19 protein-coding genes are annotated in these 19,685 nt (G+C 63.0%); 8 read left to right on the top strand and 11 right to left on the bottom strand.

Annotated elements, in window-relative coordinates; translation table 11 throughout:
* The first annotated feature begins 84 nt into the window (after positions 1-84).
* Entirely contained in the window at positions 85-2,673 is a 2,589-nt protein-coding gene (locus tag HX801_RS30795) for a hypothetical protein (RefSeq protein ID WP_177023346.1), read from the top strand.
* Positions 2,674-2,734: 61 nt separating this feature from the next.
* On the opposite strand, the gene dsbG is transcribed toward HX801_RS30795, so the two are convergent.
* The 3 genes from dsbG to dsbD are packed head-to-tail and all read right to left on the bottom strand — an operon-like array spanning position 2,735 to position 6,071.
* The gene (gene dsbG / locus HX801_RS30790; protein WP_003209017.1) at positions 2,735-3,496 is read right to left on the bottom strand and encodes a thiol:disulfide interchange protein DsbG; all 762 of its coding nucleotides are present in this window, start codon (positions 3,494-3,496) and stop codon (positions 2,735-2,737) included.
* Positions 3,472-4,341: a TlpA disulfide reductase family protein gene (locus tag HX801_RS30785; protein ID WP_087695093.1), complete on the bottom strand. Its 870-nt coding sequence runs from the start codon at positions 4,339-4,341 to the stop codon at positions 3,472-3,474. The genes dsbG and HX801_RS30785 overlap by 25 nt, the downstream gene beginning before the upstream one ends.
* Positions 4,341-6,071, bottom strand: coding sequence for a protein-disulfide reductase DsbD (gene dsbD / locus HX801_RS30780; protein ID WP_177023345.1), 1,731 nt, complete (start codon positions 6,069-6,071; stop codon positions 4,341-4,343). The genes HX801_RS30785 and dsbD overlap by 1 nt, the downstream gene beginning before the upstream one ends.
* A 175-nt stretch (positions 6,072-6,246) precedes the next feature.
* Between dsbD and HX801_RS30775 the strand changes: the two genes are divergently transcribed.
* From HX801_RS30775 to HX801_RS30755, 5 genes are all read left to right on the top strand, one after another.
* Positions 6,247-6,927: a response regulator gene (locus HX801_RS30775; protein WP_003209011.1), complete on the top strand. Its 681-nt coding sequence runs from the start codon at positions 6,247-6,249 to the stop codon at positions 6,925-6,927.
* The gene (locus HX801_RS30770) at positions 6,927-8,246 is read left to right on the top strand and encodes an ATP-binding protein (protein ID WP_008431673.1); all 1,320 of its coding nucleotides are present in this window, start codon (positions 6,927-6,929) and stop codon (positions 8,244-8,246) included. The genes HX801_RS30775 and HX801_RS30770 overlap by 1 nt, the downstream gene beginning before the upstream one ends.
* Positions 8,247-8,369: 123 nt before the next feature.
* On the top strand, positions 8,370-9,143 hold the full coding sequence (locus HX801_RS30765; protein ID WP_003209007.1) for an N-acetylmuramoyl-L-alanine amidase: 774 nt from the start codon (positions 8,370-8,372) through the stop codon (positions 9,141-9,143).
* Positions 9,144-9,293: 150 nt separating this feature from the next.
* On the top strand, positions 9,294-10,694 hold the full coding sequence (locus HX801_RS30760; protein WP_177023344.1) for an aspartate aminotransferase family protein: 1,401 nt from the start codon (positions 9,294-9,296) through the stop codon (positions 10,692-10,694).
* 80 nt (positions 10,695-10,774) lie between these two features.
* Positions 10,775-10,999: an MbtH family protein gene (locus tag HX801_RS30755; RefSeq protein ID WP_003209001.1), complete on the top strand. Its 225-nt coding sequence runs from the start codon at positions 10,775-10,777 to the stop codon at positions 10,997-10,999.
* 149 nt (positions 11,000-11,148) lie between these two features.
* On the opposite strand, the gene HX801_RS30750 is transcribed toward HX801_RS30755, so the two are convergent.
* From HX801_RS30750 to HX801_RS30715, 8 genes are read right to left on the bottom strand one after another with little or no spacing between them, the layout of a single operon-like run.
* Complete coding sequence (locus HX801_RS30750; RefSeq protein ID WP_003208999.1) at positions 11,149-12,096, bottom strand: metal ABC transporter solute-binding protein, Zn/Mn family; 948 nt, start codon at positions 12,094-12,096, stop codon at positions 11,149-11,151.
* The gene (locus HX801_RS30745) at positions 12,096-12,995 is read right to left on the bottom strand and encodes a metal ABC transporter permease (protein WP_177023343.1); all 900 of its coding nucleotides are present in this window, start codon (positions 12,993-12,995) and stop codon (positions 12,096-12,098) included. The genes HX801_RS30750 and HX801_RS30745 overlap by 1 nt, the downstream gene beginning before the upstream one ends.
* Positions 12,992-13,738, bottom strand: a complete 747-nt coding sequence (locus HX801_RS30740; protein WP_003208997.1) for a metal ABC transporter ATP-binding protein — start codon at positions 13,736-13,738, stop codon at positions 12,992-12,994. Before HX801_RS30740 ends, HX801_RS30745 begins: the two co-directional genes overlap by 4 nt.
* Positions 13,735-14,655, bottom strand: coding sequence for a metal ABC transporter substrate-binding protein (locus HX801_RS30735; RefSeq protein WP_023659272.1), 921 nt, complete (start codon positions 14,653-14,655; stop codon positions 13,735-13,737). Before HX801_RS30735 ends, HX801_RS30740 begins: the two co-directional genes overlap by 4 nt.
* Positions 14,656-14,681: 26 nt before the next feature.
* Positions 14,682-15,242 carry a DUF6162 family protein gene (locus HX801_RS30730; RefSeq protein WP_177023342.1) on the bottom strand — a complete coding sequence of 187 codons (561 nt, stop codon included), beginning with the start codon at positions 15,240-15,242 and terminating at the stop codon, positions 14,682-14,684.
* Positions 15,239-15,568 (bottom strand): hypothetical protein, encoded by a 330-nt coding sequence (locus tag HX801_RS30725; RefSeq protein WP_003208992.1) that lies wholly within the window; start codon positions 15,566-15,568, stop codon positions 15,239-15,241. The genes HX801_RS30730 and HX801_RS30725 overlap by 4 nt, the downstream gene beginning before the upstream one ends.
* A complete protein-coding gene (locus HX801_RS30720) occupies positions 15,565-16,104 on the bottom strand; it encodes a hypothetical protein (protein ID WP_008431660.1) in 540 nt (179 codons plus the stop codon). Before HX801_RS30720 ends, HX801_RS30725 begins: the two co-directional genes overlap by 4 nt.
* The gene (locus HX801_RS30715) at positions 16,101-17,303 is read right to left on the bottom strand and encodes a PepSY domain-containing protein (RefSeq protein ID WP_008431658.1); all 1,203 of its coding nucleotides are present in this window, start codon (positions 17,301-17,303) and stop codon (positions 16,101-16,103) included. The genes HX801_RS30720 and HX801_RS30715 overlap by 4 nt, the downstream gene beginning before the upstream one ends.
* Positions 17,304-17,554: 251 nt before the next feature.
* On the opposite strand from HX801_RS30715, the gene leuC reads away from it, so the two are divergent.
* The gene (leuC, locus tag HX801_RS30710) at positions 17,555-18,976 is read left to right on the top strand and encodes a 3-isopropylmalate dehydratase large subunit (protein WP_003208986.1); all 1,422 of its coding nucleotides are present in this window, start codon (positions 17,555-17,557) and stop codon (positions 18,974-18,976) included.
* Positions 18,973-19,587: a 3-isopropylmalate dehydratase small subunit gene (gene leuD, locus HX801_RS30705; RefSeq protein WP_177023341.1), complete on the top strand. Its 615-nt coding sequence runs from the start codon at positions 18,973-18,975 to the stop codon at positions 19,585-19,587. Before leuC ends, leuD begins: the two co-directional genes overlap by 4 nt.
* Positions 19,588-19,685: the final 98 nt, after the last annotated feature.

The raw sequence follows: 19,685 nt of genomic DNA, 5'->3' as shown, positions 1-19,685 counted from the left end.
GAACTGTGAATTCTGACAGTAGGCAAGGGGGGCATTTCGGCGTGTGATGGGCAACACCATCACTCGTTGAAATGGAGTTCTATCATGCCCAAGTCATCACCGTTGACCCTTGATCTGCCCAAGCCACAGTTGGTCGAAGCCGAGGGAGAGCCCCGGGTTGACCCGCTCCAGTTGCTGGAGGGGGCTACTGTCCGGGTGTTCTACGAAGGGATGCTCAGCACCGACAGTATTGTGTTGCGCTGGCAGTCGACACCGGGGGAATACGCGCCGATTGCCTCCCAGGATGGCGTCGAAGCGGGCTCGGTCGAGTTCCACGTACCCCCGTATTACGTAGGGCTGCGCATTGATAACTTCGCGCTGTTTTCCTATGTCGTTACCCGCGATGGCGAGGAACATCCTTCCCCCGTTGCCGACGTGTTCATCAAGCTGCCGTCCAATTTGCCGCAACTGCAGATTCTGCAAGCCTCAGGCGGTGTTCTGGATCTGTCCTTGTTGTGCGGTGAAGACCCGGTTCTGCATGTCGACGCCTGGCCGTTCATCGACCCGGTTCAAGTGGCTCAGGTCTATATCGGGGGGATTTACCCTGATGGGTCCAAGGCCAGTCTCTACCCTTATGAAGATGCACCGGTAACAGAGGAGGACGTGCGCCACGGCTGGACCCGAAAGTTGTCCCGTGCCGAGCTGGCCACGCTCAAGCATGACAGTGAGCTTTATATTGCGTTCTACGTTGAGTTTTTGCCGCGTGCGGATTCCAGGCCGGTGTATCGGCTGATTTCTGGTTTGGTGTTGACGTTGCTCATCGAGCCTCATTTGGATCTCGTAGCGCCCACGGTGGTGGAAGCCACGCAAATCACACCTGAAAATCTCGTATTGAATCCGGTCAATACCCAGGACGGTGCGACCATCCGGGTCAGCTATGAGCATATGTGCCCTTGCGACTGGGTTTGCGCCTTCTGGGAAGGGACTGCCGGGGCAGGCACTCCGGTACTCGAGTGCAAGCAGGCCGACAATCGGGACGTTGTTGATTTTAATGTGCCGGCGTCAGCCATCAGCGCCAATTTCAATAAGCAGGTGTCGGTCCGCTACACCGTCCGACGGGAAGGGCAAACCTGGTCGGCGCTGCCGCGACCGGTAAAAATCCTGAATATCTCCGGCCTGCCCAAGCCGCAGGTGGAACAGGCCACGGGCAGTACGCTGGACCTCAATACGTTCCAGGGGGACGCGCAACTGACGGTGGCGGCCTATGCCTACGGCGCCTTGGGGCAGCCCTGCTGGATGTGGGTAACCGGTGAGCGGGAAGATGGCGCGCCTTATCGCTTCGATGTGCTGGACGGCGAGCCGCTCTCCGAGCAATGGCTGCAGGAGGGCGTCAGTACGCTGCTGTCCCGCCGCGATCTGCAAAAGCTGGCCGATTGCAGCCGCTTTGACGTGCATTTTGCGGTGAACTTCGATGGCCGGTCCGACAGGGCCAGCGCCCAGCCGTTTCCTGTGCTGCACCTGGATATTCATCAGGAAGACCTGGTCCTGAAACCCTTGACCATTCGGGAGGCCGTGGGCTCGCAGTTGACGGTATGGAATGGCCGTGATGGCGTGACGGCACGGGTGGAATATGACCACATCAGTGCTCATGACGAGATCAGCGTGTGTTGGACACAATCGGACGGTAGTTGCCTGCCGTTGCCACCCAAGCCGGGTAACACTGATCCGAAGTACGTTGACTTCACCATTCCCCGCGAGGCTGTAATCGCTGGAAGCGGCAAAACAGTGCCCGTCAGTTACAGCGTCGCGAGCGCATGCAAGCACGTCACGTCAGCTGACCTGGAGCTACAGATCAGTGTACCGCAGCGCTTGCCTGCGCCAGAGGTGCCGCAGGCCACTCAATTGCCCGGTGGCCAGGGGACACTGGACTTGCGCACCTTTACCGGGGATGCCGAGATTACGCTGCAAGCCTGGTGGTTCATCCTGGCGGGGCAAAAGGGCTGGCTGGAATGTACGGGAACCTTGCTCGACGGGTCGTCCCATACCCTCAAGCTGCTGGTCAATGAGCCGATCACGCAAGAGCAGGCAAACCATGGGTTGTCGCACGTTCTGCCTCGTGAGGAACTGGAAAAGTTTCGCCACAGGTCCGTATTGAACATCGTGTTCAAGGTTACGGCGGACGGCAGCTCCAATGTGAGCGAAGCAATTGTGTTCCCTGTGCTGATGTTGCTGTTGCGCAAGCAGTACAGAGACCTGACGGATTTCAACGATCAGACCTTGGGTTTATGGACCGTAGGGTCAGGCGCACCCGATGCCAGGGATATCAGCATTGAATATATGGGGACGGGACCTGACGGCAAGCCCGATTACGCAGTCAGGAATTTCACGTTTACCAATAACAGTTTCGGCCCGATCCTGCAGCGGCGCTTCTTGGATTTGGAGAGCGGTTTTACTTACCGGTTTTCCGTACGGGTTCGACGGTACAGCGTTGCGTTCGCGACGCCCAAGTTATCGTTGCGCAAAGACTCCATTCAACAAACACCGGTGGAAGAGTTGGTTGACCTGAACTGGCACACACTGAGCTTCACCTTTACGCCAACCATCGCTCCCGTGCTGCTGGAAATCTATAGCCATGAAGGCGCTACGAGCGGCAACGATTGGTACATGGATGATTTCCTGGTCGAGGGGATTTAATCCGCGCTGAAAAGACAATGCCCGCTTCGATGCGGGCATTGTCTTTACAGGCTAGGGCTGATTATTTCGGACCGAGAATCTTCACCAGCTTATCCGGCGACGGCGCTCCTTGCTGTTGCTGCAACCCACCCTTGTCATCCAGATAGAAAATTGCCGGCGTGGCCGACAACTCCAGTTCGTCCATCAGCTTCATATTCGAATCAAGCTTGGCCTGGATATCCGCCGGGATCTTCTCCAGCGCCTGCAACTTGCTGCCTTTACCGGCCGACTCATGGGCTTCCAAGGCCTGTTGCGGGTCCTTGGCGGCAAACAGCGCGGCCGACTTGCCCGGGCTGTCTTCACGGATAATCCCCACCATGATGTGCCGCAACTGTACCTTGCCCGACTTCACCCACGGCCGTGCCTGTTCCCAGAACATGTTGCAGTACGGGCAGTTCGGGTCGCTGAACAGGTACACGATGCGCGGCGCGTCCTTGTTGCCGTCCTGGATCCAGTTGCTGTGTTCCATCTTGGCCCAGACTTCCTTGGCCATCGGCGCATACACCAGTTTCTCCAGCGGCGCGGTGCTCAGGTCATTGCCGTCGGCGTCGTACAGGTTGCCGGCGATCACGCTTTTGCCGTCTGCGGTCAGGTACAGCGCCATGCCGCGGTTCTGGTATTGCGCCGCATAACCCGTGAGGCCGCTGGGCGCATCGAACTTGCCGATGATCTTGGCCCCCTTGGCCTCGATGTTCTTGATCGGCGCCGGCCAGTCTTCGGCGTGGACCAGGCTGGCGGCCAGGGTCAGGGGCAGGAGTGTCAGCAGGTGGCGGAGGCGGAGCATGGCGAATTCCTTGTGGTGGCCGGCAAGGCCGGTTTGGCGGGGGTCGGCTCGAAGCGCTCCATGGCGCGGGCCAGGCTGGCCTGTGAGAGTTCGCCCAGGTGGCTGTTGATCAGGCGACCATCAGGTTGGTAGAAGAGGGTGGTGGGCAAGGCCATGGAGCCGACGGCCTGGCCCAGGCGGCCGCTGGCGTCGAACAGCACGTTGTCCAGGTTCAGGCCCTGGGTCGCCAGGTAGGTGGCGACGCTTTGCATGCTTTCGGCCTGGTTGACGAACAGGAAGGTCACGTCCGGGCGCTGGCGCTGGGCACTTTCCAGTACCGGCATTTCGCGCCGGCACGGCGGGCACCAGGTGGCCCACAGGTTGATCACCAGCGGGCCGCCCTTGTAGTCGGCCAGTTGCACGGTTTCGCCATTGGCGTTGCGCAGGGCAATGTCCGGCAGGTGCGTGCCTTTTTCGTAGAGGGTCAGGGACAGGCTGGTCAGGGCCCAGAACGCCAGGCCGGTGATCACGCCGGCGCTCAGCGGCTTGCGCAGCAGCGGGCGGCGCCAGCCGTAGATCAGCGCGCCGATGATCAGCACGATCACGCCGGGCCAGGCGAGAAAACCGCCGTCGCGCAGGTCGACGATTTGCAGCGGGTCATTCTGGTAGTACGACCAGTACATCAATACGAAGCTGACGCGTGCGGCGAGCATACCCAGCAGAAACAGGGTGAACAGCACCGACTCGGGGTTCTCGCCGCCGCGCTTGGCCACCCGCCAGCCCACCAGGGTGGCGAGGATCAACGCCGTGATCAGCAGCAAGTGATTCAGGGCGATGGCGAAGGTGCCGATGGTCAGTGTCAGCATCAGAGGGCTTCCCGGGCTTGGGTCCAGCGTTGCAGGAAGGCGGCGGCGTCGACTTCGCCGGTGATGCGCTGGGCGCGGCGCTCTTCACCGTCGGGGCCGATCCAGACGAAGCTCGGCGGGCCGGGGACCTTGTAGCGGCCCAGCAGCTCGCGGCTGGCGGCGTTGTCGGCGGTGACGTCGAGGCGCAGCAGGCGCACATCCTTGAGGGCGTCCAGTACCTCGGGTTTGCCGAACACCTGTTTTTCCATGATCTTGCACGACACGCACCAGTCGGCGTAGTAGTCCACCAGCACCCATTGGCCCTGGGCCTTGGCGCTGTCGAGCTGGCTTTGCAGCACGGCCGGGTCGTTGATGGTCATGAAGGCATCGTGGGCGGTGGGAGCACCGGCTACCCGCGAGCCGCTGTAGACCTTCAGCGGTTGCCACAGGTCGTCGCTGCCGCCGGCCGCGCCGATCACCAATACGCTGCCCCAGAGGCCCAGCACCAGCGAACCGGCGCCGAACAGCATGGCGGTGCGCCCGAAATCGCGGGCCAGGCGCCAGCCGCAGTAGGCCATGACCAGCGCCAGCACACCCCACAAGCCGAGCCACAGGGTTTCACCGACCACCGGGCGAATCATCAGCACGGCGGTGGCGAGGAACAGGAAACCGAAGATGCCCTTGAGGATATTCATCCAGGTGCCAGGCTTGGGCAGGAAGCGGTTGCCCACGGTCACCAGCAGCAACAGTGGCACACCGATGCCGATGCCCATGGCAAACAGGATCAGGCCGCCGTGCAGGGCGTTGCCGCTTTGGGCGATGTACAACAGCGCGCCGGCCAGGGGCGCGGTCATGCACGGGCCCACCAGCAAGCCGGACAGGGCGCCGAGCACGCCGGCGCCTACCAGGCTGCCGCCGCTTTGGTTGCGGCTGACGTTGTCCAGGCGATCGCGCAGGAAGGCCGGCAGTTGCAGTTCAAAGAAGCCGAACATCGGCAGGGCGAGAATCACAAACAACGCAGCGAAGCTGCCGAGGATCCACGGGATTTGCAGCAGGGCGGCGAGGTTGCCGCCGAGCAGCGCAGCCAATACACCGAGCGCGGCATACACCAGCGCCATGCACACCACGTAGCTGGCGGCCAGGGCAAAGCCGCGCCGTGGGCTGGCGCCGCTGCCGACCACAAGGCCGGCGAGGATCGGCAACATCGGCAGGGAACACGGGGCGAAGGCCAGCAGCAGGCCCAGGCCGAAGAACACCAGCAGGCTCCAGCCCAGGCTGCGTTGTTGCAGGCCGCTGGCCAGGCTTTGGTCCTGGGCCTGGCCGGTGGCGGCGACGGCAGGGTTGCCGCCCAGGTCCACGGTGATCGATTGCGGCGGGTAGCACAGGCCGGCATCGGCGCAGCCTTGCCAGCCGAGCTTGACCTGGCCGGTGGCGCCAGCGGGAATCTTCACTTCCAGGCCCTGGCGATAGACTTGCTGCTCGCCAAAGAACTCGTCGCTGTGGGCTTCGCCCTGGGGCAACGTCGGCTTTTCGGCCAGGCCATCGAATTTCATGCGCTGCTGGTACAGGTAGTAACCGTCGGCAATCTGCCAATACAACTGGGTTTCGCCGGAGGCCAGACGCTCGGAGGTAAAGGTGAAGGCTTTGCCCACCGGGAGGAAGTCGGGTTTGGTCTCGAATGGATTGTTGCCAGGCGCGGCCTGGGCGAATCCAGCAAACACTACCAGCAGAAAGATAAACAGATGCCGCATGATCAAGCCTTAGTTCGAAGCAAGTGGGACACACAATGTGTGGCGTTGATTAACCGATGATTAACCGGGCTATCCTAGAAAGAAGGGATTATCCGGGATTCTCGGCGTTGGCGGCATAATGCACGCTTAATCCACTGCCTTTTTAATCACCCTCACATTTTGCAAAGGGTTCACCATGCACGTACTGGTCTGTGAAGACGACGAGCTGATCGCCAGCGGCATTGTTGCCGGGCTCAGCGCCCAGGGCCTGACGGTCGAGCGCGTCGGCACGGCTGCGGCTGCCCGGGCGATGCTCAAGGTGGCGGAATTCGACGTGATGGTACTCGACCTCGGCCTGCCGGATGAAGACGGCTTGAAGCTGTTGCAGCAACTGCGCAGCCAGGGCCTGGAGATTCCAGTGCTGATCCTGACCGCACGGGATTCGGTGACCAACCGCGTCGACGGCCTGCAGGCCGGTGCCGACGACTACCTGCTCAAACCCTTCGACCTGCGCGAACTCGCCGCACGCCTGCACACCCTGTTGCGCCGGGTGGCTGGGCGCAGCGTCAACCTGATCGAGCACGGGCGCCTGACCTACAACCCCAGCAGCCGCGAAACGTTGCTGGGCGGTGAGTCGGTGGACCTGTCCCGCCGCGAGCAGGCGCTGTTGCAAGCCCTGTTGCAAAACCGTGGTCGGGTGCTCTCCAGCGAGCAGCTCAAGGACAGCGTCTACGGCCTGAACGACGAACTGGAAAGCAACGCCCTCAACGTGCACATCCACCACCTGCGGCGCAAACTCGGCAACGGCATCGTCGAAACCGTGCGCGGCCTGGGCTATCGCCTGGGCCCGGCTGACGGTGGAGAGGACGCTTCGTGATGAGCCTGCGCCTGCGGCTGACCTTCAAGCTCGGCGCAGCTTTCGTGCTGATCTGGGTCCTGGCCGCCGCGTGGATGCTCAACGACCTGCGCAACCAGATGATGTTCTCCCTCGACCAGCGCCTGGTGGCGTCGGCGCGCATGGTGGCGGGGCTGATGGAGCAGATGCCCGGCCTCTCCAGCACGGGGGAGGGCGCGCACTTCAGCGCCGAACAATTGAATGTGCCAGGCGGTATGGCGTGCCAGGTCAGTTCCTTGCGCGGCGTGGTTTTGGCCCGCAGCCACACCACGCCGGACCAGGGCCTGGAGTCGCGCAAGAGCGGCTTTCGCGACCAGATGATTGATGGCGTGGGCTGGCGCAGCTTTACCCTGTCCCGTGGCGATTTGTTTATCACCACCGCCGACCGGCAGGTGGAACGTGAAGCGTTGAACCTGTCGATCCTGCTGGCCGCCTCGGTGCCGGTGGGCGTGGCATTGTTGGGCTGCCTGTGCCTGTTGTGGCTGGGGATCGGCCAGAGCCTGTTGCCGCTCAACCGCATGCGTGACGCCTTGATGCGCCGCAGTGCCGACTCCCTCGAACCGTTGCAGATCAGCCCGCTGCCCAGCGAACTCAAGCCACTGCTCGACACCCAGAACCAGTTGCTGCAGCGCATCGCCAAGACCATCGAACGCGAACGCCGCTTGACCGGTGACGCGGCCCACGAACTGCGCAGCCCGTTGACCGCGATCAAGACCCACCTGCAAGTGGCGCGCATGACCGAAGGCGCCGCCCGTGACCAGTCCCTGGCCCATGCTGAAGAGGGCGCCGACCGCTTGCACCGCACCCTTGAGCAGTTGCTGCTGCTGGCGCGGGTCGAAGGCAGCCTGTCGTTTGATGACGGCCTGCAATCGAGTGCCGAGCAAGTTGCGCAACTGGCGATCCAGGATGCCAACGGCGGCGACAATCAGCGTATTGACCTGATCCTGGCAGACGGTTTGTCCGAAAAACCTTTGGAAATGCCGGTGGGCCTGGCCGTCGCGGCCCTTCGCAACCTGCTGGACAACGCGTTGCGCCACACCCCGGCCGATACTCGGGTGGAGCTGAGTGTGTCCAGCGCTGGCGACAATGTGGTGTTCCGGGTGCGTGACCATGGCGCGCCGATTTCCAGCGAAGACTTGCAACACTTGACCCAGCGCTTCTGGCGCAACGGCAACAGCCCGGGTTGCGGCCTGGGGTTGGCGATCGTCCAGGCCATCGTGCAGCGCTGCTCGTGCTCCCTGAAATTCGACAGCCAGGCCGATGGCATGCGCGTCGACCTGGGCATGCCGTTGCGGCGCTGAAACCTTCTTTTCACAGCACACATAGCTACCGCCATCCTCAAGCGCAACGCTTCAGGATGGCGGTCATTTTTTTGTGTTTGAACCGGCTGAATGACTCGGCCTGTGTTGAAAAGGACAGCCCCTATGTTGGTTATCGATTCCACGTATCCCGCAAACGACTTCAATGAGCGCAATGGCCAGGCCGTGCGCCAGGTGATTGTGCATTACACCGCCGCGCCCTTTGCCTCGTCATTGCGTGCACTGACCCGCGACGGTTTCAGTGCCCACTACCTGTTGGCCGACCCCCATGACGCCAGCTACCGCGCCGCCGGCTATGACGAGTTGCGGGTATTTCGCCTGGTGGACGAAGCGCAACGCGCCTGGCACGCCGGCACCAGCCACTGGGCCGGGCGCGATAACCTCAACAGCCGCTCCATCGGCATTGAAATCGTCAACCAGGCCCGGGATGACGCCGGTGTGTTGACCTTCCCGGCCTATGGCGCAGAGCAGATTGACGTGTTGATCGCCTTGATTCGTGACATTCAGGTGCGTTACCCGGCGATCGGTCCTACCGACATCCTCGGGCATTCCGACATTGCCTATTGGCGCAAGAGCGACCCCGGCCCCCGCTTGCCATGGCGCTGCCTGTTCGAGGCGGGCGTGGGAGCCTGGTATGAAGAGGTGGCCAAGATGGCCTATCAACGTCGGTTCGACATCGGCCTGCCGCCAGAGGTTGAGGTGGAGCGGGCGTTCCAGCGCTACGGTTATGCCCCGGCGAAAAATCGCCTGGGTTTCCAGCAACGTGTCCGTGCGTTCCAGATGCATTTTCGGCCCTCTGACTACAGTGGGCGGCTGGATGCGCAGACCTGCGCGATCCTGTATGCGTTGAATGAAAAATACACCGGGGTGGCCGGGTAAATCCGCTAAAGCTGTTTTTAACGACCACAGGTGTAAATCCTCCCTTCGCTGATGCGTTTCCAGAACAGGAAATCCGTGCGCGGCCCTTGGGCCTGGCGCCAACGGGTGGGCAGTTTGGTCACCATCATCAGCGTATTGAGGGATCGAGAGATGTCAGTCGCTACCAGCCGTATCGAAGAGACCCAGGCGGTCCCTGCGGAAACGCTTTACCAGTTCGATGAAACCCCGCTGCTGGCCCGCCAGCGCCAGCAGGAATCCAATGCCCGCAGCTACCCACGGCGCATTCCCCTGGCGCTCAAGCGCGCCCGCGGGATCTATGTCGAGGACGTCGAAGGACGCAGCTTTATCGATTGCCTGGCCGGTGCCGGCACCCTGGCGCTGGGGCACAACCACCCGGTGGTGATCGATGCCATTCGCCAGGTGCTGAGCGATGAATTGCCGTTGCACACCCTGGACCTGACCACGCCGGTCAAGGACCAATTCGTGCAGGACCTGTTCGGCCTGCTGCCGCCGGCGCTGGCGCGGGAAGCCAAGATCCAGTTCTGCGGCCCCACCGGCACCGATGCGGTGGAAGCCGCGCTGAAACTGGTGCGCACCGCCACCGGGCGGAGCACGGTGTTGTCATTCCAGGGCGGTTATCACGGCATGAGCCAGGGCGCCCTGAGCCTGATGGGCAGCCTGGGGCCGAAGAAGCCACTGGGCGCGTTGCTCGGCAATGGCGTGCAATTCCTGCCATTCCCGTACGACTACCGTTGCCCGTTCGGGCTGGGCGGCGCGGAAGGGGTCAAGGTCAACCTGCATTATCTGGAAAACCTGCTCAACGATCCCGAGGCCGGTGTATTGCTGCCGGCGGCGGTGATCGTCGAGGTGGTGCAAGGCGAGGGCGGCGTGATCCCGGCTGATCTCGACTGGCTGCGCGGCCTGCGGCGCATTACCGAGCAGGCTGGCGTGGCGCTGATTGTCGACGAAATCCAGAGCGGCTTTGGTCGCACCGGCAAGATGTTTGCCTTCGAACATGCCGGCATTGTCCCGGACGTGGTCGTGCTGTCCAAAGCCATCGGCGGCAGCCTGCCACTGGCGGTGGTGGTGTATCGCGACTGGCTCGACACCTGGTTGCCGGGCGCCCATGCCGGGACCTTCCGTGGCAATCAGATGGCCATGGCGGCCGGCTCGGCGGTGATGCGTTACCTCAAGGACCACGACATTCCCGCCCACGCGGCCGCCATGGGCGAGCGCCTCGGCGAACACCTGCGCATCCTGCAGCGCGACTTCCCGCAGTTGGGAGACATTCGTGGCCGTGGGCTGATGCTCGGTGTGGAACTGGTGGACCCCGCCGGTGCGCCTGATGCCCAGGGCCACCCGCCGGTGCATCGCCAACTGGCGCCGCTGGTGCAGCGTGAATGCCTCAAGCGCGGGTTGATTCTCGAACTGGGCGGGCGACACGGCAGCGTCGTGCGTTTCCTGCCGCCGCTGGTGATTACTGCCGTAGAAATCGACCGTGTGGCCGAGATTTTTGGTCGCGCCCTGGCGGCGTCGGTCACCAGCCTCTAATTTTTTATCGGGCTGGCACGTTCCTTCTTACATCAGCTGTGCGTGGTGCGCAGCCAGCCTTACCCCGACGGAGAACAGCAATGACCTCAGTATTCGACCGCGAAGACATCCTGTTTCAGGTAGTGGTCAACCATGAAGAACAATATTCCATCTGGCCCGACTACAAGGCCGTGCCGGAAGGCTGGCGCACCGTGGGCAAGAGCGGGATGAAGAAAGAGTGCCTGGCCTACATCGAAGAAGTGTGGACCGACATGCGTCCGCTGAGCCTGCGCCAGAAGATGGATAGCCAGGCACTTGCCGGCTGACCCGGACCTCGGGCATAACACCGACTCAAATGTGGGAGCGGGCTTGCTCGCGAAGGCGTTGTTTCAGTCACCGTATGTGTTGACTGTCACACCGCATTCGCGAGCAAGCCCGCTCCCACATTTACTGTGTTTCGCCGGTGAGAGGCGCGTTACAGCGCCTTGATCACCTGATCCACATTGCCTTCCAGTTCCGCCACCGGGTCGGCGCCATCGGTGCCCAGCACCAGCAACTTCGCCCCGCCCGCCGTGACCGCCGCCTGCACTGCATCGCTTGGCTTGCGGTGATGCAGCACCACGGCCACCTCATTCTCCTTCAAGCCTTCGCTCAGTTGCTGCAACGCCTCGGGTGTCCACTCGGTATCCGCCCTTGCATCGGTGCTGACCAGCTCCAGGTTCAAGCCACTGACGAGATAACCAAAGTGATCGCTCAAGCTGGCCACCGTCAGGTTATCGGCCTTGGCCAGTCGCGCTTCGCTGTCGGCGGTGAGCTTGAGCAAGCGTTGCTTGAGCGCGGCCAGGTTGGCTTCGATCTGCGGCTTGGCCTCGGGTGCCAGGCGGCTCAGGTCGGCGGCCATCACATCGGCCATGCGCCCCATGTTGTTGCTGGCTTGCCACGGCTGGCTGTTCAGGCCGTCGGTGGCGCCCGGCTGCACGGCAATCCCCGGCAAGCCGCCGTCCACCGGGCGCGCGGCGTCGACTTCGACGATGCGGATATTGCTGCGCCGGGCCACCGGGTACAGCGGGTCGTCGGGCCACAGCGAGCGCAGGCCGATGGCTGCATCGGCGTCCAGCGCCAGGGTGTTCAGCGCCTGCGCACCGCGCCCGGTGAAATAGGCGACTTGCCGCGAGCCGGGCAGGTTGGCCGGTGCCGCGCGCTCAAGCTGCACATCAGTGCCTTTGAGCAACACCTGCGCCAAGCCATAGGTGATCGGCAAGGCGGCGAGGACTTTCACCGGTTTTGTCGCCTTGGCCTGGTTCAAGGCAGCATGGCCAACGCCTTGGTTGGCGGTGATCTGTAGTGGCTTGACGCCGTCGGCGGCGAATGCCGGTGTGGCGATGGCCAGGGCCAGAAGCAGTGGTCGAAACATCGGGCGCATTATCCAAGATTCCCTTTCAGGCTGGGGACCGTGCCGCGGGCGATGGCGGCGAGGGCGAAGGCGATACCGGCTACCAGGATGATCGCGGCACCGGACGGAATCGGCAGGTCGAAGATGATCGGCAGCAGGATCCCGCACAGGGTGCTGACGGTGGCGATCACCACCGAGATCCAGAAGAAGCCCTTGAGCGACTGGCTCAACAGGCGTGCGGCGGCCGCCGGAATCACCAGCAACGCACCCACCAGGATCGCGCCGATGACCTTGACCGCCGCCACGGTGATCAGGGTCACCAGGATCACGAACAGGTAGTCCAGGGTCTTCACCGCCACCCCGCGCACCGCCGCCAACTGCGGGTTGAAGCTGGCGAGCATGATGCGGTTGTACAGCGGCAGGGCCAGGGCCATCACCAATGCGCCGACAATCGCCAGCACCAACAGGTCATTGCCGTTGACGGTCAGCACCGAGCCGAACAGCACGTTTTCGAGAATGTGCACGTTGATCTTGCCCGCCAGAATCAGCAGCAGGCTCGCGCCCAGGGCCAGGGACACCGAGAGGAATACGCCAATCAGCGTGTCCGGCGCCAGGCCCGTGCGGTTGCGCAGGTAGCTGAGCAGGATCCCGAACAGCAGGCAGTAGCCGAACAGGCTGCCGTAAGGTCCGGTGTACGGTTCCCCCAGCAGAATGCCCACGGCCACGCCGGTCAGTGCGGCATGGCCCACGGCTTCGGAAAAGAACGCAAAGCGCTTGACCACCACCAGGGTGCCCAAACCACCCAGCACCGGGCCGATCAGCAGGCCGGCGAGCAGGGCGTTGACTACAAATCCATAGGCCAGCGCTTCCGGCAGATACCCGGAAGACGCCCAGCCCTGGACCATCAGGCGAAAGGCTTCATAGCTCATAAGGCCGGGCTCCGTGGGTGGGTGGAGAACAGGGTCAGCAGGCGGTCCGGGGTCAGTGCCTCTTTCGGCGTGGCGTCGAACAGCACACGGCGGTTCAGGCCGGTGACGCGATCGGCCAGGCGGCCGACGGCTTCCAGGTCGTGTTCGATCCACAGCACGGTGATCCCGGCCTGGCGCCAATCGTTCAGCAGCCGCTCGAACACCTGGATCCCGGCTTCGTCCAGCGCCGACATCGGTTCGTCCAGCACCAGCAAGTGCGGTGTCGGGATCAAGCCCTGGGCCAGCAGCACCCGCTGGCGTTCACCGCCAGACAGGGCACCCATGCGCCGCTTGCGCTTGTCCTGCATGCCGACCCGTTCCAGTGCGTCGCCAATCGCGGCGGCGTAATGTTTGGACAGCCCGAGAAACGCCGGACGCCGCTGGCACATCGCGGCCATGAAGTCGTCGACGGTCATCGGCAAGCCCCGGTCGAACTCCAGCGCCTGGGGTACGTAGCCGATGGTGCCGGGTGCATCCGGCCAATGCAGGCTCAACTGGCCCTGGTGCGGCGTTTGCCCCAGCAGGGTCTTGATCAGCGAGCTTTTGCCGCCGCCGTTGGGGCCCACCAGCGCATGGATGCTGCCGGGCTGCACCTGGAAACTCACTGCATCGAGGATCACCGTACGGCCCAGGGTCAGCGCGACGTTATCGAAGTCGAGGGTCGGGCCAACGCTGGCCACACTGAGGTGTTCAGCCGCCGTCATGCCCCGGACTCCTGAATCGCCCGCACCACGGTGTTGAGGTTGCCGGTCATTTCCACTTCGTATTTTTCCGCGCTGTAGTCGCCATAGGAAATATGCGACAGCGGGTACAGCTTCACCCCGGATTCACGCTGGATGGTGTCGACGTAGCTGGACGGGAAATCCATCTCCGAGAAGATCACTTTCACGTCCAGTTCCCGCAGTTGGTCGATGGTTTTCTTCAACTGGCTGGGGCTCGGCTCGATGCCGTGGGCCGGTTCCACCACGGCGGTGACTTCCAGGCCGAATTCCCGCAGCAGGTAGTCATATGCCGCGTGCACGGTGGCCACCCGCAGGTCGGGGTTGGGCGCGCTGGTGAGCTTGGCCAGGGCGTCGGCGCGCATCTGGCGCAGGCGCTTGCCGTAGGCGCGGGCGTTCTGGGTGTAGGTCTTGGCGTTGTCCGGGTCGAGTTTGCCCAGTTCCCGGGCAATGTTGTTCACCTGGGCAATCGAGGCGCTGATGGACAGGAAGGTGTGCGGGTTGACCACCTTGCCCGCACCGCGCGCAGCGTTGCCGGTGGCGGCCAGCAGCGGCACGTTGGCGTTGGCCTCGATCACCGGGATGTCCGGGCGCTCGCTGGTGGCGATCATGCGGTCGGCGAAATCGTCATGGCCGACGCCGTTGAGCACGATCACATCAAGGGTGCCGATGCGTTTGATGTCTTCGGCGCGGGGTTCGTAGGCATGGGGATTGAAACCGGCCGGGATCAGCGGGACAACTTCAGCCTTGTCGCCGACGATATTGGCGACGTAGCTGTAATACGGGTGCAGGGTGATGCCGATGCGCAGGCGTTTTGCCGGGTCGGCACTGGCGAACGGGGCCAGCAGCACGGTGATCAGGCCGACCAGCACCAGACGTAATAATGGAGATGAAATAGACATGGTCTTCTCTCGGCTGCAACGTGAATTCAGTGACGATGCTGGCGGGTGACACCGGCATCGAATTGCGCGACTACCTGCTGCCAGCCCGCGCTGATCAGCGCCTGGTCAGTGAGGTCGGTGGGGGCGGTGAGGTGGGCGCTGCGGTTGAGCCAGATATCCGGCTCGGCGCCGCGGATGCGCATCAACAGCGAACCGCTGAGGTCCGGCGTCTGGCTCAGGCCCAGATAGGCCGCGTCCAGCAACTGCCAGCGGTGGTCGCCACGGCTCACCGAACTGGCGTCCTGGGCGAAGGGCGCGAAGCCCTCTTCGGCCAGCTGTTCAGGCGTCGGCAGAGCGCTGTGTTCCTCCTGCAGCAAGTGGATTTCATCCAGGGTCACCCGCAGGTCGGCGTAGATGCCTTGCTCGGCGGCGCTGAGGTCGCGGCGGGCGTCCAGTTGGTGGCTGGGCACGGTGGCGATCTCCTGGTTTTCACCGCGCAAGGCCACCACCGTGCCGGCAACGGCGAGGATGATCAGGCACAACAGCAGGACATACAGGGTTTCGTGCCCGGCGCCGGCCGGGCGCACGACTTGGGTTGTACGGCTCATTGGGGCTGGATATCCGCTTGGTCGATTTCCACCACGTGGCCGGGGCCGGCATCAAACAGCACGTAGAACTCGGCGGAGGGTTTCTTGAAGGTCAGCTTCGAGTCTTCTCCCAGCTTGCCGGGCACCAGGATGGTCTCGTCGTAGCCGATCACATCCAGGGTCACGCCGGGGGCACCGCTGCCATCGGAGAAACCACCGGTACACTGGATCTGCTCGCCGGCGATTTCCTTGCATTCGCACATCGGATTGTGGGCGAGGGCGACGGTACTGAAACCGGCACTGAGGATCAGCGCGCCAACGGTGCGGGCCAGTTGCGGCAAAGTCATGGTTTAACTCCTCGTTTTTTCAGCCAGTCGATGGTGGCCGGCGATGCCTGGCTCAAGGGAATGGAGGCCTGGTGCATGGCGCCGTCCCAGCCTTCCATGGTGATCCACACTTCGGCGTCCAGCGGGGTGCGCTCAGGGATCGGCAACGCAGCGCCCATGCGGTATGGGGTGCCGAAGAAAATCACCCCGGCCGCCCGCAGGCTGCGGGGCTTGCCGATACGCAGGTAGGTCGCCTTGACCTGGTCGATGCACGTGGCACACAGGGCAGCGTTGAAGGATTTCATCGGGCCTGCCGGGTCCGGGCGCGGCGGCTCGTTGCGTAGTTCGGCGAGCTTCAGGCTCCAGGGGCCGACCTGTACTTCGCCGATCTCCCGTTCACCCAGGCCGCTGTCGCCGCGAAACAGTGCCGCGTCGGCAAAGTACTTGGGCATGAAGCCCAGGGGCACCAGCAACAGCAGGATATTGATGTGGAATCGCCATTTGAGCCAGAAGGCCCGCAGGGGCGAGGGGGGTTGAACCGTCATGGCCTTGTTCATGGGGTGGCCTCCGTGGTCTCAGCCTGCAAGGCCTGGGTTTTCGCCGGTTGACGGGCTGCCTTGGCTTCGCGTTTCAGCGCATTGAGGGTGGCCAGGGCCGTGCGTTTGGTCCAGATCAGCAAGCCGCTCAAGACCATCATGCTCAGCACCAGGCCGAAGAAGGCCCAGATCAGCTTGATCCAGATCCCGCCAAAGTCCCCGGTGTGCAACGGGCGCATGGATTCGGTGACGAACTCCAGGGCCGAACGGTCGGACAGCAGGTGCGAGGCGGCGATTTCGCCGTTGTACGGGTTGATTTCCGCGGTCTGGAACATCAGCGGGTACCAGCCACGCCCGCCGATGCGCAGGTGGCTGTAGGCGTTGCTGGGCAGGCTCACGAAGCTGGCCTCAAGCCCGGGAATGCGCTGGGTGGCGATGTTGATCGCCTCGTCCAGGGGAATCATGGGCGCCGGTACGCCCGGGGCGGACATCGGCACTTTGTCGCGGGCAATCGCCGGGACGATCGGCTCGCTGGAAATGGTGATCTGGTTATCACCCAGGATCGCCTGGATCAGGAACCAGGTGCCTGTGATGGAAATCACCGCGATAAACCAGATCGACCAGATGCCACTCAACCGGTGGAAGTCGCCCCAGAAAATCCGCGCACCGTGACGAATGCGCAGGGTCGGCCTGAAAAAACCTTTCCAGAAACGCTTGTAGACCACGAGGCCGGTGACCAGCGAGGCCAGCAGCGGCAAGCCCAGCAGCGAGACCAGGTACCAGCCCCAGCTGTAGCCATTGGTGAAAGGCACCAGCCACCAGCCATGCAGGGCACGGGTAAATTGCTGGAAGTTGAACGATGGGCTGATGCCCTGGATCACCCCGGTGTATGGGTTGACGTAGACCTCCAGCGAGCGCCCGTCGGGGTAGCTGAGGTCGGCGCTGAGGGCGAAGTGCGATTCGTCCGGGCGGCTCAGGGATTCGACGATCACCTGGGGTTCGGCGCGCTTGATGGCGCCGATCACCTGGTCGTAGGTGAGCGGTTCGGCATCGTCCGACGGCTTGCTGGCGCGGATGTCCGGGTTGGCCAGCCAGACGATCTCCTGGCTGACCACCGCCAGGGTGCCGGTGACGCAGACGATCAGCACAAAGAACCAGATGGGCAATGCCAGCCAGCTGTGCACGAGAAACCAGAGTTTTGAGCGTGACTTCTTCGACATGTGAATGAGGGTCTTGATCGGAGGGAGGCGGTAAAGGCCCGGAAAACGCCACCCGTAGCTTTTGCTGACGCGAGCGGCTGTATCTAAGTTAAGACGGATGAGAAACACAAAACCCTAAGGCGGATATGAAAGTAAATGTTTCAGATACGCATTCATGCAACACGAAACATGTTCCGAGCCATCACCAAGGCGGGATTGATGGGGCGGGGGCGCTGCCTATGATGGGGTCATACCGTTGAGCGAGCCCCATAATGACTTCTGCCAGAACCCTCTACGACAAACACATCGATTCCCACACGGTGTGCCGCCTGGATGACCAGGGCCATGTGCTGCTGTACATCGACCGCCAGGTGATCAATGAATACACCAGCCCGCAAGCTTTCAGCGGCTTGCGCGAGGCGGGCCGTGGTGTGTGGCGGCCCGGTACGGCGCTGGCGGTGGTCGACCATGTGAACCCCACCACGCCCAAGCGCATCGCGACCATGCCGGATGCGGGCGGTGCGCGCCAGGTGTCGTACCTGGCGGAAAACTGCCGGGATTTCGGGATCGAGCTGTTGGATATCCTCGACAAGCGCCAGGGCATCGAACATGTGATCGCCCCGGAACAGGGTTTTATCCTGCCGGGCATGGTGATCGCCGCCGGCGACAGCCACACCACCACCTACGGTGCCTTGGGCGCGTTCGGCTTTGGCATTGGCACTTCGGAAATCGAGCATTTGCTGGCCTCGCAAACCCTGGTCTACAAGCGTCTGAAAAGCCTGCGTGTGACCGTGGACGGCGAACTGGCTCGTGGGCTGACCTCCAAGGACGTGATCATGGCGCTGATCGGCAAGATCGGCGCTTCGGGAGCCACCGGCTACGCCATTGAGTTTTGTGGGTCGACCATCGATGCCCTGAGCGTCGAGGCGCGCATGACCATCTGCAACATGGCGGTGGAAGCCGGTGCACGTGGAGCCTTCATGGCGCCGGACGAAAAGGTCTTCGCCTACCTCAAGGGCAAGCCACGCGCGCCGAAGGGCGAGTTGTGGGAACGCGCCCTGGTGGGCTGGCGCCAACTGCACTCGGATGCCGACGCGGTGTTCGACCTCGAAGTGCAGCTGGATGCCAGCGCCCTTGAGCCGATGGTCACCTGGGGCACCAGCCCCGACCAGGCCGCCCCCATCGGTGCCCGCGTGCCGGACCCGCAAGACATCAGCGACCTGATCCTGCGCCAGGACATGCGCCGTGCCTTGAACTACATGGGCCTGGAAGCGGGCATGCCGTTGAGCGACATTGTGATCAGCCACGCGTTTATCGGCTCCTGCACCAACGCCCGCATCGAAGACCTGCGCGACGCCGCCAGCGTGGTGCGCGGCAAGCACGTGGCCGACCATGTGCGGGCGATGATCGTGCCGGGCTCCACCGAAGTGCGTGACCAGGCCGAAGCCGAAGGCCTTGCTGCGATCTTTATCGACGCCGGGTTTGAATGGCGCCAGTCGGGCTGCTCGATGTGCCTGGCGATGAACGACGACGTGCTGGAGCCGGGCGACCGCTGCGCCTCCAGCACCAACCGCAATTTCGAAGGCCGCCAGGGCGCGGGTGCCCGCACGCACCTGATGAGCCCGGCCATGGTCGCCGCTGCGGCCATCACTGGCCGGCTGACGGATATTCGCCACTTTGGAGACCGCACATGAGCTTGCAACCCTTCACTCGGATCACCGGCAAGGCGGCGCCGATGCTGGCGGCCAATATCGACACCGACGTGATCATGCCCAAGCAGTTTCTCAAGGGCATCGACCGCAACGGGCTGGATCGCGGGTTGTTCTTTGATTTGCGCTTTTTGCCCTCGGGTGAGCCTGCCCCGCAATTTGTGCTGAACCAGCCGGCCTGGCAGGGCGCGAGTTTTATGGTAGTGGGGCCGAACTTCGGCTGTGGTTCCAGCCGGGAGCATGCGGTGTGGGGCCTGAAGCAGATGGGCATTCGCGCGTTGATCGGCAGCAGCTTTGCGGGGATTTTCTATGACAACTGCCAGCGTAACGGGGTGTTGTTGATCACGCTGGAGGAGGCGGTGTTGCAGCGGTTGGGGCAGATGGTGAGTCAGCCTGAGCAGGCGCAGATCAGTGTGGACCTGGAGGCGCAGGAGATCCTTTTGGCGGACGGGCAGGTGATTGCGTTCCAGATCGATACGTTGCGCAAGACTGCGTTGTTGTTGGGGTTGGATGCTATTGGCACGACGTTGCAGCGCAGTGAGCAGATCAAGGCGTTTGAGCGTGAGCATTTGGCGGCCAATCCTTGGCTCGGGTGATGGGGCTGTAGTTGCAGGTTGGCTGCTGCGCACTGCCTGCGTTCGGCCTCGGGCTGAATGGGGCAGTCAGATCAAAATCAAGAGCACAGCGGCCTCCC

Origin of the sequence: Pseudomonas sp. G1002 (assembly GCF_013385455.1) — a bacterium.
GTDB lineage: Bacteria > Pseudomonadota > Gammaproteobacteria > Pseudomonadales > Pseudomonadaceae > Aquipseudomonas.
This window is presented reverse-complemented; position numbering and strand designations above follow the sequence as displayed.

Bases quoted from the DNA above. Each gene is read 5' to 3' on its own strand.
- dsbD (WP_177023345.1), bottom strand. From the start codon at position 6,071: ATGCGGCATCTGTTTATCTTTCTGCTGGTAGTGTTTGCTGGATTCGCC.
- HX801_RS30730 (WP_177023342.1), bottom strand. From the start codon at position 15,242: ATGAGCCGTACAACCCAAGTCGTGCGCCCGGCCGGCGCCGGGCACGAA.
- dsbG (WP_003209017.1), bottom strand. From the start codon at position 3,496: ATGCTCCGCCTCCGCCACCTGCTGACACTCCTGCCCCTGACCCTGGCC.
- HX801_RS30745 (WP_177023343.1), bottom strand. From the start codon at position 12,995: ATGAGCTATGAAGCCTTTCGCCTGATGGTCCAGGGCTGGGCGTCTTCC.
- HX801_RS30775 (WP_003209011.1), top strand. From the start codon at position 6,247: ATGCACGTACTGGTCTGTGAAGACGACGAGCTGATCGCCAGCGGCATT.
- HX801_RS30720 (WP_008431660.1), bottom strand. From the start codon at position 16,104: ATGAACAAGGCCATGACGGTTCAACCCCCCTCGCCCCTGCGGGCCTTC.
- HX801_RS30735 (WP_023659272.1), bottom strand. From the start codon at position 14,655: ATGTCTATTTCATCTCCATTATTACGTCTGGTGCTGGTCGGCCTGATC.
- HX801_RS30755 (WP_003209001.1), top strand. From the start codon at position 10,775: ATGACCTCAGTATTCGACCGCGAAGACATCCTGTTTCAGGTAGTGGTC.
- HX801_RS30740 (WP_003208997.1), bottom strand. From the start codon at position 13,738: ATGACGGCGGCTGAACACCTCAGTGTGGCCAGCGTTGGCCCGACCCTC.
- HX801_RS30795 (WP_177023346.1), top strand. From the start codon at position 85: ATGCCCAAGTCATCACCGTTGACCCTTGATCTGCCCAAGCCACAGTTG.
- HX801_RS30715 (WP_008431658.1), bottom strand. From the start codon at position 17,303: ATGTCGAAGAAGTCACGCTCAAAACTCTGGTTTCTCGTGCACAGCTGG.
- HX801_RS30770 (WP_008431673.1), top strand. From the start codon at position 6,927: ATGAGCCTGCGCCTGCGGCTGACCTTCAAGCTCGGCGCAGCTTTCGTG.
- leuC (WP_003208986.1), top strand. From the start codon at position 17,555: ATGACTTCTGCCAGAACCCTCTACGACAAACACATCGATTCCCACACG.
- HX801_RS30725 (WP_003208992.1), bottom strand. From the start codon at position 15,568: ATGACTTTGCCGCAACTGGCCCGCACCGTTGGCGCGCTGATCCTCAGT.
- HX801_RS30785 (WP_087695093.1), bottom strand. From the start codon at position 4,341: ATGCTGACACTGACCATCGGCACCTTCGCCATCGCCCTGAATCACTTG.
- HX801_RS30750 (WP_003208999.1), bottom strand. From the start codon at position 12,096: ATGCGCCCGATGTTTCGACCACTGCTTCTGGCCCTGGCCATCGCCACA.
- HX801_RS30760 (WP_177023344.1), top strand. From the start codon at position 9,294: ATGTCAGTCGCTACCAGCCGTATCGAAGAGACCCAGGCGGTCCCTGCG.
- leuD (WP_177023341.1), top strand. From the start codon at position 18,973: ATGAGCTTGCAACCCTTCACTCGGATCACCGGCAAGGCGGCGCCGATG.
- HX801_RS30765 (WP_003209007.1), top strand. From the start codon at position 8,370: ATGTTGGTTATCGATTCCACGTATCCCGCAAACGACTTCAATGAGCGC.